Here is a 16030-nt window from a genome sequence, read left to right as displayed (position 1 = left end):
TTTGTGCAGATTGACCCCAAGACCTGTGGAAAACCCAAATAAGATCAGATCCTTTAAGATCTGCTATCCTTTTTATCTCGATCACGGGTATAATGCAGCCGCTTTTATATAGGGCGAATCAAGTTGATTATTTTTACAACTATTTTGCCCTGTAAATGAGATTATCATTGACTTTCGTCGTCCTCGGCATTAATATCTCGCGCTCGCAATGGCACCTGTGCCAGGATCGCGACCTGCATAGGATGTTTTAACCTTAACCGATCGGATGGAATTGTTATGAAAAGAACTTTTCAACCTAGCGTATTAAAGCGTAAGCGTACTCACGGTTTCCGTGCACGTATGGCTACTGCTAACGGCCGTAAAGTTTTAGCACGTCGTCGTGCTAAAGGTCGTAAAGTACTTTCTGCTTAATCATTAGTGGAAAGCTTTAGCTTTGGCAGGGAGTTACGTCTGTTAACTCCCTCGCACTACTCCCGCATATTCAATGAACCTGCTCGTGCAGCAACACCCTTCTTTACTTTATTAGCTAAACCAAATGAAGCTGGTCAACCAAGACTGGGTCTCACTGTTGCTAAAAAACGTTGTAAACTGGCTGTTCAAAGAAACCGCATTAAACGTCTTGCCCGTGAGAGCTTTCGTTTAAATCAACATAAACTTGATAACATCGATATTGTCTTGATGGTTAAATCAGGTGTTGATGAACAATCAAATGAAGAGCTAACTAAACAGCTTAATAAACTTTGGTTAAAAATAAATGAACGTTGTAAGCCAGGTGCTCCAAAACCGAAACCTTACAAAAAGCGTCCTTATAAAGGTAAGAAACCAGCTAAAACTCAGCAAAAGTAGTGTATTAAACTTCTGCTGAATAGCTTTACCCCCCTATTTAAGGTATCTTTAGCTCACCTTTTAAACATTCAATGCGTGACCATGGCACAAGCTAAAAAAAAGTTGACCCTTGCATGGCTATTAAGCCTGCCGAAACTTGCTTTAATTGTGCTGATTAAAGGCTATCAAAATTTTATTAGTCCGTTACTTGGTCCTCACTGTCGCTTTAATCCAACTTGCTCCAGTTATGCAATTCAGGCAATTAATTGTCATGGATCGATAAAAGGGAGTTGGTTAGCGCTCAAACGCATATTAAAATGTCACCCTTTAAGCGCAGGTGGGGATGACCCCGTACCTGAGAAGTCCAACAAAGTTAAACACCAACACGAGAAATAAGAGCTGTTATGGAATCACAACGCACGTTTTTATTTATCGGTTTATTGCTTGTGTCGTTTTTATTGTTCCAAGAGTGGAATAATGAAAAACTTCAAGCGAATGCCGATACCAGTGCCACTACACAACAAGTCACTGCACCTTCTTCATCAATCGCGCAAGATGATGATGTGCCAGCATCAACTCAAAACGATGTACCAGCCGCAGTTACTAAAGCAGTTCGTTCAGTTATCACAGTTAAAACTGACGTACTAGATGTAAAAATTGACACCAAAGGCGGTGATGTTGTTGAAGCGAAGTTATTACAACACGCAGAAACACATGGCAGCGATACTCCTTTCCTATTATTAGGTGAATTTGAAGGCCGCCAATATATTTCACAAAGCGGTTTAATTGGTTTACATGGTCCGGATGCAAATCCTGAAGGTCGTCCTGTTTATACAGCGCCACAAAAAGCGTATGAACTATCAGGCGATGAATTACGTGTACCACTGACTTTTGTTGACAACAAAGGGGTTCAATACACAAAAACCTATGTATTCAAAGCTGGGAAATATGATGTTGAGCTAGAGTACACTGTTAACAACACCACTTCTGACCCAATTCAAGTTCAGCTTTACACGCAAGTTAAGCGCACTGTGCAACCAAAAGGCAGTATGGTTGACCAAACTTACTTAGGGGCAACGTATGGTACCTCTGAAGAAAAGTATGAAAAGTACAGCTTTGAAGACATGGCTGAAGCGAATTTAAACAAAAACACGCAAGGTGGTTATATCGCTTTCATTCAACACTACTTCGTAAGTGCGTGGGTGCCAGATCAATCAGTAAATAATACTATTTATACATTACTGCGAAATAATCAAGGTATCATTGGTGTTAAAGGTGAAGCGGTTAATGTACAAGCAAACAATGCTTTAAGTTTAACTTCTACTTTCTATATGGGTCCAAAAGATGGTGATGCGTTAGAAGCTATCCATCCTGATTTAGATCTTACTGTAGACTTTGGTTGGTTATTCTTTATCTCTCAACCATTGTTGGTGCTTTTAAAATTAATTTATAGCTTCATTGGTAACTGGGGCTTGGCCATCATCGCTATCACTATTTTAGTTAAAATGGCGCTTTATCCACTGACTAAAGCTCAGTACACGTCTATGGCTAAGATGCGTGCGCTTCAACCTAAGATGATGCAATTAAAAGAGCGCTATGGTGATGACCGTCAAAAGATGGGTCAAGCCACTATGGAGCTTTACCGCAAAGAGAAAGTAAACCCTATGGGTGGTTGTTTGCCGCTATTACTGCAAATGCCTATCTTCTTAGCGCTATTCTATGTATTCCTAGAATCACCTGAATTACGTCATGCTGAATTCATGTTCTGGCTAACAGACCTATCAGCTAAAGACCCATACTACGTATTACCGATTCTATTTGGTGCAAGTATGTTCTTAACGCAGAAACTGCAGCCTATGACAGTAACTGATCCTATGCAACAAAAGATGATGACGTACATGCCAATCGTATTTACGTTCTTCTTCATCTTATTCCCATTCCCATCAGGTCTAGTACTTTACTGGTTAGTATCTAACTTGATCACCATTGCACAGATGCTTTACATCTATCGTGGTATGGAAAAACAAGGGATCAAAGTTCGCGACTAATCGCGAGTACTCATAAAATAAAAAAACGCCAGCTATGAAGCTGGCGTTTTTATTTGGGTGTAATATTGTAGGCATTCAAGCTGTTAATGGAGTCAAGTAGATATAACTAAGCTTCTATCAATACCATCAAACATTAGCTAGATATAGTAAAATCTATTTCTCACTCGCAACTAGATTAAAGTGTTTTCCAGTAAAGGGTGTTGTCTTCTCGCTTAGTACAAAGCTGAACAACATCACCAATATAGTGCCTTGCGCCTTCAGAAAACTCTTTATCTGCGTAATAACAAAACTGCGTAGAATCATAAACCTTCTGTGCTTTGTCACTGCTAGATTCAGAGATATCTTGGTCTGAAGCAAAAGACATTACAGGTATTAAAAATACCATAGCAAAAACGCACTTATTCATTTGATACTCCTTTAATTTATATTAAACCCTAGCTCAATCATAGTATGCATAAGTAGAACTTATTAGGGTAATGAATTACCTAAATTAGGTCAATAAACATACTCAAAGACAATCTTTCCATCAAGTACAACGCGACTCAATATAAGTATTTAAATTTGGGTATGACTTTTAAATTAACCTGAATTGAAAACAGTTATCAATAGCAGCCAATCTAGCTGATACTGATGCTTTAGAGTACAATTGCAGTATTGTTATTGCTCAGCAAAAGAATCCATGATTAATCAAGACACCATAGTCGCACAAGCCACCGCGCCCGGTCGTGGTGGTGTAGGCATCATCCGAGTTTCGGGTAGCTTATCTACTCACGTAGCCGAAAAGATTTTAGGCAAATGTCCTAAGCCTAGATATGCTGAATACCTCTCTTTCAATAGCCTTGCTGGTACGCAACTTGACCAAGGTATTGCCCTGTTCTTCAATAACCCACACTCTTTCACTGGCGAAGACGTATTAGAGCTTCAAGGCCACGGTGGGCCTGTTGTAATAGATATGCTGTTAAAAGAGATCTGTCAAATTGAAGGCGTGCGTTTAGCGCAACCTGGTGAGTTCTCAGAGCGTGCTTTCTTAAACGATAAAATGGATTTAACCCAAGCTGAAGCTATTGCAGACTTGATCAATGCAACCAGCGAGCAAGCAGCAAAAAGTGCCCTACACTCGCTGCAAGGTGATTTCTCAAAACACATTCACACGCTGGTGGAGAAAGTCATTCACCTACGTATGTATGTTGAAGCTGCTATCGACTTCCCAGATGAAGAAATCGATTTTCTATCTGATGGTAAAGTAGCTGGTGACTTAGCAGCCATCATCACGCAACTCGATGAAGTGCGCCAGCAAGCGAAGCAAGGCAGCATTATGCGTGAAGGTATGCGAGTAGTCATTGCTGGTCGCCCTAATGCGGGTAAATCATCACTACTGAATGCCCTCGCAGGACGAGAAGCAGCCATCGTGACAGACATAGCTGGCACCACGCGAGACGTACTGAGAGAGCACATTCACATTGATGGTATGCCACTACATATTATTGATACGGCAGGCCTACGAGAAAGCCCAGACAAAGTTGAGCAAATCGGTATTGAACGTGCATGGGATGAAATTCGCCAAGCCGATCATGTGCTATTTATGGTTGATGGCACTGATACCACAGAGACCGACCCAATGCAGATCTGGCCTGAGTTTATGCAGCAGTTGCCTGATGGCATGAAAGTGACTGTGATACGCAACAAAATCGATCTCTCAAATGAAGCGGTAAATCTTGATAAAGCGGGTCAGTATCCCCTACTTCGTTTAAGTGCTAAAAGCACCGAAGGTGTCGATTTGCTGCGTGAACATCTTAAAGAATGTATTGGTTTTACCGGTGCAACTGAAGGCGGATTTATGGCAAGACGTCGTCATTTAGACGCCTTAGAGCGTGCCGCCGAGCATTTAGATATCGGACAAACGCAGCTAGAAATGCATGTTGCTGGTGAGATCTTGGCTGAAGAATTGCGCCTAACTCAGCAACATTTAAATGAGATCACAGGTGAATTTAGCTCAGATGATCTACTTGGTAAGATCTTCAGCTCATTTTGTATCGGTAAGTAAATAAGTCCCAGTGATATACTCTACTGGGACACTTATTAGTCTATTAACAACTAACTGGAACTGCAAAAACTTGTTTTGAACAAGTAGTCTTACCGTCCCCTGTAGTAGAACAAGTATAAGCTCTTATCGTTTCAGTACAGTAACCACCTCCAGGACCGCCCCCGCCAGGACCACTACTACCTCCTGGTCTACCGCTTCCCCCTGGCGTTCCATTACCAGATACGGGTGTACCTGTATCTTTAATAAAATCTAGCAAACAATTAGAAACAGGGGTTTTAGTTAAGTCAACGACAACATCTGAATCATTTGTAAATAAACGAGAAATTTCGATACCGTCAATAGCTGACGCACCTCTTTGTAAGTCAAATGATAAATTAAGTCTACGCTCACCGCCGTATCGCATATCACCGTGATAATGAACTTTAAAAACTAGAAGGTTACTGGCTGGGTCGCCATAATTTACATGGGTAAATATATCGTTATTACTATGACTAAGAGAAACATTCAGACCCAAATTTCCCTTACCCAATTGAATACCTCCACCAGTATAGTCTGTATGTCTTATGAACTCTCCCCAACTCCTATTCCCCACCTGATCACGTATTCCTTTAGCAAGATCTTCGTGAGTATTTCTCTGACCTCTGGGAGTAAAATAACTAGTTGGATGAGATGAGCATTCAGAACCGCTGGAAGAAGAGTAACTAGCAAAGCTACGTGCGTTATAAGTACCTATAGAACTTAAACTTATTCGTGAAGCTGCAGCCTTGATATTATCATTTATTTCGTAAAAGTCATTCAACGCCCTACGCTCTACAGTAGTGAAGCTAATTTGTTCTATATTTACAACACTAACACCATTCCCTTTAGAAACTCTTTGCACACTAAACTTGAATGCTTGTTTTGTAGCAGTATTAATAAAGGCTATTTTCTTTACAGCACTGTCATAACATTGCTCATCCCATGGCATAGGAAAAGTGCCAGGTTCGTTAGTAAAGATACAATTCATCTCAGGAGCTTGATAGCGAGCAACCCTATAAGCTTCATTAATATCATAATTGGTGCCTGCATAAGTCTTTAAAAGCTCGGCAGATGCCGTGTTAGCACCAAATAAGAGGGCAGAAGATAATAAATATTTCGAGAAGTTCAACTTTTATCCTTAACATTTCAATTAAACTCAAAAGCAAATGTACCCACAATAGAAAAAAAACACAATATTTTAGAACATTTAATTATATAAACCGATTTTTTAGATCTAAAAGTAAGTTAAGAAAAATAAACAAGATCTAGTTATACACAAACAGCCTATCCACATCGTTAAAATATCACGATAAAACCCTTAAAGATGCTCTTTTCTGATCTGTAAACGTATCTAGAAAAAGAAAGTAGATGCAACTTTCTCTCAGCTTATCCACAAATTAAGAACGAAGTAGTAACGAGGAATAATTTATTAACTTATTAATAATCAGTAGATTAAGTTAAAATTGATGGTTTCATAAACATAAAAAGTTATCCCAAGTTTAAATCCCCTCTTTACTTCTTCCACAGGCACATTATGATAGCCGCTCAAAGTAGATAGGATGAGTTAAATGCCGCAAGTCGACATCATTGTAGGTAGCCAGATGGGATCAGCGGAGTATGTCGCTGAGCAACTTCAAGACGCCCTTGAAGATCAAGGTTTCGAAACCGTGTTACATGAACAGCCAAATTTTGATGAATGTCAAAAGGCAAACTGGCTGGTGGTAACCTCGACTTACGGTGCTGGAGATTATCCAGACAATTTACTGTCATTTATTGAGCAAATTACAGCAAAATCTTCTTTGCCAGAACTAAAACATGCCGTGGTTGGCATTGGCGACAGTAGTTACGACACATATAACTATGCTGCAAAGAACTGTGATGCACTATTAAAAAGTAAAGGATCACAGTCTTTATTAGCACCATTAGAGATCAATGTGCTTGATGAAGCCTTGCCAGAAGATACAGCTTTAGCTTGGCTGCCAAACTTGATCGAAAAATTGGCAGATAAATAGAAAGATCTTTTACACAGAAGTTATTCACAAAATCCTCATATATTAGATCGGATTGTGGATAACCTTTGATCTAACTGCTGATCTACGCATACTTATCCCTTGGATAAATATTTTCCGATCTGAGGCTGTGAATAAAACACCGATTTGATCAACGCTTATACCGAGTAAGATCCGATCTAATTCACATCTATTGATCTGATCTAAGTTTATGCTTTTAAAGATGTAGTTAGAGTTACACACAGATCTCACGATCACTAATAGTAAGATCTAATAAAAGATCTTTAAAAAGATCCTTATATATATTAGTGATCACATTTTCGTATTTTCTAGGTTGTTTAATATTTAAGCGTTTCACTTCTGAGTTTTTCTAGGTAGAATACGCATCCTTTCAAAATTCACCGGTTGTTTTAAGTAGGATCCCGTAGATGATTTATCATGAACATTTTGATGTAATAGTTGTTGGTGGCGGTCATGCAGGTACTGAAGCTGCATTAGCGGCTGCACGCATGGGCATGAATACCCTATTGTTAACCCATAATATGGATACATTAGGCCAAATGTCATGTAACCCAGCAATTGGCGGGATCGGAAAAGGACATCTGGTAAAAGAGATCGATGCACTTGGTGGTGCAATGGCCAAAGCGATCGATAAAGGCGGGATCCAATTTAGAACTTTAAATTCGTCTAAAGGTCCAGCTGTTAGAGCAACACGTGCTCAAGCAGATCGCGCACTTTATAAAGCGGCGATCCAAGACATTTTGCAAAACCAAGAAAACTTGAAAATCTTCCAACAGTCTTGTGATGATCTTATTGTTGAACAAGATCAAGTTAAAGGCGTAGTAACTCAAATGGGTTTACGTTTTAGTGCCCAAACGGTTGTATTAACTGTTGGTACATTCTTAGGTGGTCAAATTCACATTGGTTTAGAAAACTTCTCTGGCGGTAGAGCAGGCGATCCACCTTCTATTGCATTAGCAAAACGTTTAAGAGAACTACCATTCAGAGTTGATAGACTTAAGACGGGTACTCCACCACGTATTGATGCCCGTACAGTTGATTTCTCAGTGATGCAAGAACAACCTGGTGACATGCCAACACCGGTATTCTCTTTCATGGGTAAGCAAAGCGATCACCCACAACAGATCCCTTGTTACATTACTTATACCAATGAAAAAACTCATGATGTGATCCGTGATAATTTACATCGCTCACCAATGTATGCGGGTGTCATTGAAGGCATTGGCCCACGTTATTGCCCATCTATTGAAGATAAAGTTGTTCGCTTTGCTGATAAAGAAAAGCATCAAATTTTTGTTGAGCCAGAAGGCCTAACGTCTTATGAACTTTATCCGAATGGTATTTCGACGAGTCTACCGTTTGATATTCAGCTCGATATTGTTCGTTCAATTAAAGGGTTCGAAAACGCGCACATCTGTCGTCCTGGATATGCAATTGAATATGACTTCTTTGATCCGCGTGATTTAAAACAGTCTTTAGAGACTAAATTTATTAATGGCTTATTCTTCGCAGGTCAGATCAATGGCACAACTGGTTATGAAGAAGCCGGTGCACAAGGTTTGATTGCTGGTATGAATGCGGCATTACAAGTACAGGGCAAAGATGCTTGGACACCACGTCGTGACCAAGCTTACACTGGTGTACTGATTGACGACCTTGCAACATTAGGTACAAAAGAACCGTACCGTATGTTTACTAGCCGCGCTGAATACCGTCTTCTTCTTCGTGAAGACAATGCTGATCTTCGCCTAACAGAGAAAGGTCGTGAACTAGGCTTAGTCGATGATGAGCGCTGGGCGGCTTTCAATGAAAAACTCGAAGTGATGGAACAAGAAACACAGCGCATTCGTAGTACTTGGATCCACAAAGATCACCCAGCACTTGATCAAGTTAATGCGCTGATTAAAAAACCATTAACGCGCGAAGCAAGTTTAGAAGATCTGATCCGTCGCCCTGAAGTAGCTCAAGCTGATCTATATAACATCGAAGGACTTGGTTCTGAATCTGACAACTGGCAAGCATTAGAGCAAGTTGAGATCCAAACGAAATACGCAGGTTATATTGCACGTCAACAAGATGAAATCGAAAAATTGATGCGTCATGAAGAAACGCAAATTCCTGCTGATTACGACTATAGCCAAGTAAGTGGCTTATCGAATGAAGTCGTTGCCAAGCTTTCTGACGCCAGACCGCAAACTATTGGTCAAGCATCTCGTATTTCTGGTATCACCCCAGCAGCGATTTCGCTATTATTAGTCTATTTGAAAAAGCAGGGCTTACTTCGTAAGTCAGCATAAGCCGCAAGGGTAGACTGTGTTACAACCATTACTGACTTCTTTATTAGCACAAACGGATATTGTGCTAAGCGACAAACAACAGCAACAACTGGTTGCTTATGTCGAATTGCTTGATAAATGGAATAAAGCCTACAACTTAACTTCTGTGCGTGATCCTAAAGAAATGATGGTGAAACATATCATGGATAGTTTAGTGGTAGCGCCTCACTTAACAGGCAAGCATTATATTGATGTAGGTACAGGCCCTGGCTTACCGGGCATTGTACTTGCTATTGCTTTACCTGATACCCAATTTGTATTACTGGATAGTTTAGGCAAACGTGTGCGCTTCTTAATGCAGGTGAAACATGCATTAGGGTTAGATAATGTCACGCCAGTACAGTCTCGAGTTGAAGAATATCAACCAAGTGTTAAATTAGACGGGGTACTAAGCCGTGCATTTGCATCATTACAAGATATGGTGCAGTGGTGTTCGCATTTAATTGATGACTCAGGTCGATTTGTCGCTTTAAAAGGACAGTTCCCTGATGAGGAACTTGAAAATCTGCCTGCAGGTACCAAGTTCGAACAAGATATTAGTTTAGATGTGCCTAAATTAGATGCTGAGCGACATTTAATTATTCTGTCAAAAGACTAAGTTGAGGGTAAAGTGGCAAAAGTTATTGCAATCGCAAACCAAAAAGGGGGCGTGGGTAAAACAACCACCGCCGTAAACCTTGCCGCATCAATGGCCGCAACCAAACGCAAAGTACTACTTATCGATTTAGACCCACAAGGTAATGCCACTATGGGTAGCGGGGTTGATAAGTATGGCGAGGTTGCCACCATCTACGATTTGTTAATCGAAGAAACACCAATCAATGACGTGGTTTGCAAAGAAACGTCTGGCGAATATCATTTAATTGCTGCAAACGGTGATGTTACCGCAGCAGAAGTTAAATTAATGGAATTATTCGCTCGAGAAGTACGATTAAGAAATGCCTTAGAGGCAGTTCAAGATCAGTATGAATTTATTTTTATTGATTGTCCGCCTTCATTGAATATGCTGACAGTCAATGCCATGGCGGCAGCGGATTCTGTTTTAGTGCCTATGCAATGTGAATATTATGCATTGGAAGGTTTGACGGCATTAATGGATACCATCACTCAGCTAGCGAAGTTGGTAAACCCTAACTTACAGATTGAGGGTATTCTTCGCACTATGTACGATCCACGTAATCGACTTGCCAATGATGTGTCTGAACAATTAAAACAGCATTTTGGTGAGAAAGTATACCGTACCGTGATCCCAAGAAATGTACGTTTAGCCGAAGCGCCAAGTTTCGGTGCGCCAGCCATGTATTACGATAGAGCATCAAGCGGTGCAAAAGCATATTTAGCATTAGCCGGTGAAATGTTAAGACGTAAAGAGCAGCAAACGGCTGCTGTTGCGTGAGAGGATAATAATCAATGTCAGTAAAAAAACGTGGTTTAGGTCGAGGCTTGGATGCCTTATTGAGTTCAGCAAAACCAGCTCCGGCTGTGCCTGTTGAAGTAGCAGCACCAGAACCTGAATTACCGGCCACTGCACCTGAGCAAGAAGTTGCATCGACAATCAGTACTTCACAAACCGATAATGAACTTCGTCGTTTACCAATCGAGTGGCTTCAGCGTGGCAAATACCAACCACGTAAAGACATGTCTGAAGAAGCGCTAGAAGAACTTGCCAGTTCAATTCGTGCACAGGGCGTACTGCAACCGGTTGTCGTGCGTGAAATTGCCCATGAAAAGTTCGAAATTATTGCTGGTGAACGCCGTTGGCGTGCTGCACAGTTAGCGCAACTCGATGTTATTCCATGTTTAGTTAAAGATGTTGCCGATGAAGCAGCGGTTGCCATTGCATTGATAGAGAACATTCAGCGTGAAGATCTAAATGCCATGGAAGAAGCGGTTGCACTCGAACGTTTACTGAATGAATTTGAATTAACGCATCAACAAGTTGCAGAAGCGGTTGGCAAATCTCGCACTACGGTCACCAATTTACTGCGTTTAAATAATCTCAACGATGATGTAAAAAAATTGTTAGAGCATGGTGACATCGAAATGGGTCATGCCCGTTGCTTACTTGCACTCACTGGTGAAGTGCAATCAGAAGCAGCACGAACAGCAGTTGCAAAAGCGCTTACAGTTCGTGAAACAGAAAAATTAGTACGCTCAATCCTTGAACCTGTGGATAAAAAACAGACAAAAGAAAAAGACCCAGATGTCAAATTGTTAGAACAACAGTTGGCAGAAAATTTAGGGGCGAAAGTTGAGATTAATTACAACCAAAAAGGCAAAGGAAAGCTGGTTATCTCCTATGCAAATCTCGATGAATTAGACGGCATTCTTGGTCGTATCCAGCCAGATCTACAACAACCTTCCTAATGTTTGATTATTAGACGAAAGTGGCGCCGAAAAAGCGTCACATTTCGTCGCTGCAAGTTGCAAAATCACCAAAAATAAGTATAATTTCGCCAGTTTTCATACCCTGATAAATTTTTGCGTCATTAAGGTAAATTTAAAGTGACAAATTCGTTAGCAGGCCCTTACAGGCGTGCCGCATTAAAAGGTGTTTTACTTCAGGGTATCGTAGCAACAATCGCTGCAGTAATAGTTTTAGTTGGTTGGGGAGTACAAGCGGGCGTTTCAGCATTGGCTGGCGGCCTTGTTTTGGTACTTCCTAATTTTGTGTTTGCTTTATATGCGTTCAGATATATGGGCGCCAGTAGAGCAGAACAAGCGTTTGACTCGCTTAAGCGAGGCAACGGATTAAAATTTTTGATTACCTTGTGTTTGTTTGCACTAATATTTAAGCATTTTACTGTCATGGCTTTGCCATTTTTCTGCTGTTATATATTAGTGATGTTTGCACAGTGGTTTTCACCGATTTTTTTTAATCATTAACTTTTGGGATAAAACATGGCTGCAGAAGAACTGACTCTATCGAGCCATATTCAGCACCACTTGACCAATGCTAAGATGTGTTCAACCGATGCCGGTTTAGCCTTCAATAAAGCATGTGCGGATAGTGGGTTCTGGACATGGCACGTAGATACCCTCGCATGGTCAATCGGTTTAGGTCTTATTTTCTTATGGATCTTCCGTAGCGCCGCTAAAAAATCAACCACAGGTGTACCTGGTAAATTTCAGTGTTTCATCGAGATGATCGTTGAGTTCGTTGGCGACAACGTACGCGACACTTATCACGGAAACAGCAAACTGATTGCACCATTAGCCCTTACAATCTTTGTTTGGGTGTTCTTAATGAACCTGATGGACCTTATTCCTGTTGACTTCTTACCTGCATTTGCTGGTTTCGTTGGTGAAACTGCATTCGGTATGGATTCACACGATGTGTACATGAAAATTGTACCGACAACTGACATCAACATGACTGCTGCACTGGCTATCGGTGTACTTATTCTGATGATCGGTTACTCAATTCGAATCAAAGGTATCGGTGGTTTCATTGCTGAGTTAACACTTCACCCGTTTAGCTCAAACAATAAAGTTGCAATGATTTTCTTGATCCCTTGTAACTTATTACTTGAAACAATTGCATTAGTTGCTAAGCCATTCTCGTTAGCACTGCGTTTGTTCGGTAACTTATACGCAGGTGAGATGATCTTCATCCTAATCGGCGCAATTGGTTTAATGCAGTTACCACTGCACTTTATTTGGGCTGTATTCCATATCTTAGTAATCGTACTTCAAGCATTCGTATTCATGATGCTGACGATCGTTTACCTAAGCATGGCAAGTGCAAAAGATAGCCACTAATAATTTATAGATTTTTTTAACTTTAACTTTAACTTTAAGAAACTTTGGAGAAAAAAATGGAACTAGTAGAAGGTTTAAAACTTATCGCTGTAGCTTTACTAATCGGTTTTGGTGCTATCGGTACTGCAATCGGCTTCGGTAACATGGGTGGTAAATTCCTAGAAGCATGTGCTCGTCAACCAGAACTTGCACCTTCACTACAAGTTAAAATGTTCATCCTAGCTGGTCTAATCGATGCGGTAGCAATGATCGGTGTAGGTATCGCTATGTTCATGTTGTTCGCACTTTAATTTTTGATAATCACTTACGTAAGTCGAACAAATGTCATGTAAGGAGGAGCGGTTGTGAACTTAAACGCCACTCTAATAGGTGAATTAATTGCATTTACGGTTTTCGTACTTTTCTGTATGAAATACGTATGGCCACCGTTAAATGGTGCAATTGAAGCTCGCCAGAAAAAGATTGAAGATGGCTTAGCTGCCACTGATAAAGCTGAACAAGAACTTGAAGTTGCGCGTAAACAAGCTGCTGAGCAGCTTAAAGAAGCGAAAGCTCAAGCAGCTGATATCGTTGAACAAGCTAAGAAGCGTGCTGCGCTTATCGTTGACGAAGAGACAACGCGTGGTCAGCAAGAACGTGAAAAAATCATCGCTCAAGGTCACTCTGAAATTGAATCAGAGCGCAGCCGAGTTTCAGAAGAGCTACGCAAGCAAGTTGCTACGCTTTCTGTAGTTGGTGCTGAGCGTATTTTAGAGCGTGAGATTAACCAAGCTGCACACAGTGACATCGTTGAAAAACTTGTCGCTGAGCTTTAAGTAGGGGGTCTGAGCATGTCTGAATTGACTACTATCGCTCGCCCATACGCTAAAGCAGCTTTTGAACTTGCCGTTGAAAAAGGCAATGTTGAAGCATGGAATGAAATGCTGTTCTTCGCTGGTCAAGTGGCCAGCGATGAGCAAGCAAGTTCATTACTAGCTAGCATTCCAACAGCTGCAGAGCAAGCTGATGTTTTCATCAAAGTTTGTGCTGAACAGCTCAACGAACAAGGTCAAAATCTTATCAAGCTGATGGCCGAAAATGAACGTTTAGCCGCCATCCCAGCAGTTGCTGAAATCTTTGCTGAATTTAAAGCAGAGTTTGATAAAGAAATCGACGTTGACGTGGTTTCTGCAACTGAACTTGCTGCTGAGCAGCAAGACAAACTGGTCGCGGCGCTTGAAAAACGTTTCGCACGCAAAGTTAAGCTGAATTGTAGCATCGACGAAACCGTTGTTGGCGGTTTAGTTATCAAAGCTGGTGACACCGTGATTGACGGGTCTGTCCGAGGCAAGTTGGACCGCCTAGCGGTATCGCTACAATCGTAATTGGGAAAAAGAGCATGCAACTTAATTCCACTGAAATTTCTGCACTGATCAAACAACGTATTGAACAGTTTGAAGTTGTTAGTGAAGCACGTAACGAAGGTACTATCGTATCTGTTACTGACGGTATCATCCGCATCCACGGTCTAGCTGACTGTATGCAAGGTGAGATGATCGAGCTTCCTGGCAACCGTTATGCTATCGCACTAAACCTTGAGCGTGACTCAGTAGGTGCAGTAGTAATGGGTCCTTACGCTGACCTTAAAGAAGGCGTAAAAGTACAATCTACAGGTCGTATCTTAGAAGTACCAGTTGGTCGTGGTCTACTTGGTCGTGTTGTTAACACACTAGGTCAGCCTATCGATGGTAAAGGTGCACTAGACAACGACGGTTTCGAGCCAGTTGAAAAAATCGCACCAGGCGTAATCGAGCGTCAATCAGTAGATGAGCCAGTACAAACTGGTTATAAGTCTATCGATGCGATGATCCCAGTTGGTCGTGGTCAGCGTGAGCTAGTAATCGGTGACCGTCAGACTGGTAAAACTGCTCTAGCAATCGATGCTATCATCAACCAAAAAGACACAGGCGTTAAGTGTGTGTACGTAGCGGTTGGTCAGAAAGCGTCTACTATTGCTAACGTAGTACGTAAATTAGAAGAGCACGGTGCACTTGAAAACACGATCGTTGTTGTTGCATCAGCTTCTGAATCAGCAGCGCTACAATTCCTAGCGCCATTTGCTGGTTGTACTATGGGTGAATACTTCCGTGACCGCGGTGAAGACGCACTAATCGTATATGATGATCTTTCTAAGCAAGCTGTTGCTTACCGTCAGATCTCACTACTACTTAAGCGTCCACCAGGCCGTGAAGCATACCCAGGTGACGTATTCTACCTTCACTCACGTCTTCTAGAGCGTGCATCACGTGTAAACGCTGATTACGTTGAGAAGTTCACTAACGGTGAAGTGAAAGGTAAAACAGGTTCATTGACGGCATTGCCAATCATTGAAACTCAAGGTGGTGACGTTTCTGCATTCGTACCTACCAACGTTATCTCAATCACCGATGGTCAGATCTTCCTAGAAACTGACTTATTCAACGCAGGTATCCGTCCAGCTGTTAACGCTGGTATCTCGGTATCTCGTGTAGGTGGTGCGGCGCAAACTAAAATCGTTAAGAAACTAGGTGGTGGTATCCGTCTAGCGCTAGCTCAGTACCGTGAACTAGCGGCGTTCTCTCAGTTCGCTTCTGACCTTGACGATGCAACGCGTGCACAGCTTGAGCACGGTGAGCGTGTAACAGAGCTAATGAAGCAGAAACAATACGCACCAATGTCTGTTGCTGAAATGTCTCTGTCTCTATTTGCTGCTGAGAAAGGTTTCCTACAAGACATCGAAATCAACAAGATTGGTGATTTCGAAGAAGGCCTAATCGGTTTCGCAAACAGCACTTACGCAGAGCTAATGGCTCAAATCAATGAAACAGGTAACTACAACGCTGAGATCGAAGCGCAGCTTAAAGAACTTCTAGAGAAGTTCAAAGCAACGCAAACTTGGTAATTTAGTTATGGATGGTGAGTGTTCTTAGAATGCTCACCTTGATTCGG

At 41.4% G+C, this 16030-nt stretch carries 18 protein-coding genes; 16 read left to right on the top strand and 2 right to left on the bottom strand.

From position 1 onward, the window contains the following. Positions 1-276: 276 nt before the first annotated feature. The 4 genes from rpmH (at position 277) to yidC (ending at position 2873) form a co-directional block, all read left to right on the top strand. The gene (gene rpmH / locus PP2015_RS17335; protein ID WP_008488847.1) at positions 277-411 is read left to right on the top strand and encodes a 50S ribosomal protein L34; all 135 of its coding nucleotides are present in this window, start codon (positions 277-279) and stop codon (positions 409-411) included. Positions 412-417: 6 nt separating this feature from the next. Then, a complete protein-coding gene (gene rnpA, locus PP2015_RS17330) occupies positions 418-846 on the top strand; it encodes a ribonuclease P protein component (RefSeq protein WP_058031496.1) in 429 nt (142 codons plus the stop codon). 81 nt (positions 847-927) lie between these two features. Next, entirely contained in the window at positions 928-1221 is a 294-nt protein-coding gene (gene yidD, locus PP2015_RS17325) for a membrane protein insertion efficiency factor YidD (protein WP_058031495.1), read from the top strand. A gap of 8 nt (positions 1222-1229) precedes the next feature. Further along, entirely contained in the window at positions 1230-2873 is a 1644-nt protein-coding gene (yidC, locus tag PP2015_RS17320; protein ID WP_058031494.1) for a membrane protein insertase YidC, read from the top strand. A gap of 175 nt (positions 2874-3048) precedes the next feature. Here the strand turns inward: yidC and PP2015_RS17315 are convergent, their stop codons facing one another. Further along, positions 3049-3279 carry a DUF1496 domain-containing protein gene (locus PP2015_RS17315; protein ID WP_058031493.1) on the bottom strand — a complete coding sequence of 77 codons (231 nt, stop codon included), beginning with the start codon at positions 3277-3279 and terminating at the stop codon, positions 3049-3051. 273 nt (positions 3280-3552) lie between these two features. On the opposite strand from PP2015_RS17315, the gene mnmE reads away from it, so the two are divergent. Continuing rightward, positions 3553-4917 (top strand): tRNA uridine-5-carboxymethylaminomethyl(34) synthesis GTPase MnmE, encoded by a 1365-nt coding sequence (gene mnmE / locus PP2015_RS17310; RefSeq protein WP_058031492.1) that lies wholly within the window; start codon positions 3553-3555, stop codon positions 4915-4917. A 43-nt stretch (positions 4918-4960) separates the two neighbouring features. Here the strand turns inward: mnmE and PP2015_RS17305 are convergent, their stop codons facing one another. Continuing rightward, positions 4961-6064, bottom strand: coding sequence for a hypothetical protein (locus PP2015_RS17305; RefSeq protein WP_058031491.1), 1104 nt, complete (start codon positions 6062-6064; stop codon positions 4961-4963). A 439-nt stretch (positions 6065-6503) separates the two neighbouring features. On the opposite strand from PP2015_RS17305, the gene PP2015_RS17300 reads away from it, so the two are divergent. The 11 genes from PP2015_RS17300 to atpA all read left to right on the top strand — a co-directional run bounded on the left by PP2015_RS17300 (position 6504) and on the right by atpA (position 15983). Next, a complete protein-coding gene (locus tag PP2015_RS17300) occupies positions 6504-6947 on the top strand; it encodes a flavodoxin domain-containing protein (RefSeq protein ID WP_058031490.1) in 444 nt (147 codons plus the stop codon). Positions 6948-7372: 425 nt separating this feature from the next. Then, positions 7373-9262 (top strand): tRNA uridine-5-carboxymethylaminomethyl(34) synthesis enzyme MnmG, encoded by a 1890-nt coding sequence (gene mnmG, locus PP2015_RS17295; protein WP_058031489.1) that lies wholly within the window; start codon positions 7373-7375, stop codon positions 9260-9262. 16 nt (positions 9263-9278) lie between these two features. Further along, positions 9279-9899, top strand: coding sequence for a 16S rRNA (guanine(527)-N(7))-methyltransferase RsmG (gene rsmG, locus PP2015_RS17290; RefSeq protein ID WP_058031488.1), 621 nt, complete (start codon positions 9279-9281; stop codon positions 9897-9899). 12 nt (positions 9900-9911) lie between these two features. Next, on the top strand, positions 9912-10697 hold the full coding sequence (locus tag PP2015_RS17285) for a ParA family protein (RefSeq protein WP_058031487.1): 786 nt from the start codon (positions 9912-9914) through the stop codon (positions 10695-10697). Positions 10698-10711: 14 nt separating this feature from the next. Further along, entirely contained in the window at positions 10712-11668 is a 957-nt protein-coding gene (locus PP2015_RS17280) for a ParB/RepB/Spo0J family partition protein (protein WP_058031486.1), read from the top strand. 138 nt (positions 11669-11806) lie between these two features. Next, complete coding sequence (locus PP2015_RS17275) at positions 11807-12187, top strand: ATP synthase subunit I (protein WP_058031485.1); 381 nt, start codon at positions 11807-11809, stop codon at positions 12185-12187. Positions 12188-12202: 15 nt separating this feature from the next. Continuing rightward, a complete protein-coding gene (gene atpB, locus PP2015_RS17270) occupies positions 12203-13063 on the top strand; it encodes a F0F1 ATP synthase subunit A (RefSeq protein ID WP_058031484.1) in 861 nt (286 codons plus the stop codon). 56 nt (positions 13064-13119) lie between these two features. Further along, positions 13120-13353 (top strand): F0F1 ATP synthase subunit C, encoded by a 234-nt coding sequence (gene atpE / locus PP2015_RS17265; protein WP_058031483.1) that lies wholly within the window; start codon positions 13120-13122, stop codon positions 13351-13353. A gap of 54 nt (positions 13354-13407) precedes the next feature. After that, entirely contained in the window at positions 13408-13878 is a 471-nt protein-coding gene (gene atpF, locus PP2015_RS17260; protein ID WP_058031482.1) for a F0F1 ATP synthase subunit B, read from the top strand. Positions 13879-13893: 15 nt separating this feature from the next. Then, positions 13894-14427: a F0F1 ATP synthase subunit delta gene (gene atpH, locus PP2015_RS17255; protein WP_058031481.1), complete on the top strand. Its 534-nt coding sequence runs from the start codon at positions 13894-13896 to the stop codon at positions 14425-14427. Positions 14428-14441: 14 nt separating this feature from the next. Then, positions 14442-15983, top strand: coding sequence for a F0F1 ATP synthase subunit alpha (gene atpA / locus PP2015_RS17250; protein WP_058031480.1), 1542 nt, complete (start codon positions 14442-14444; stop codon positions 15981-15983). Positions 15984-16030 lie beyond the last annotated feature (47 nt).

Origin of the sequence: Pseudoalteromonas phenolica, assembly GCF_001444405.1 — a bacterium.
GTDB classification, from domain to species: Bacteria; Pseudomonadota; Gammaproteobacteria; order Enterobacterales; family Alteromonadaceae; genus Pseudoalteromonas; species Pseudoalteromonas phenolica.
This window is presented reverse-complemented; position numbering and strand designations above follow the sequence as displayed.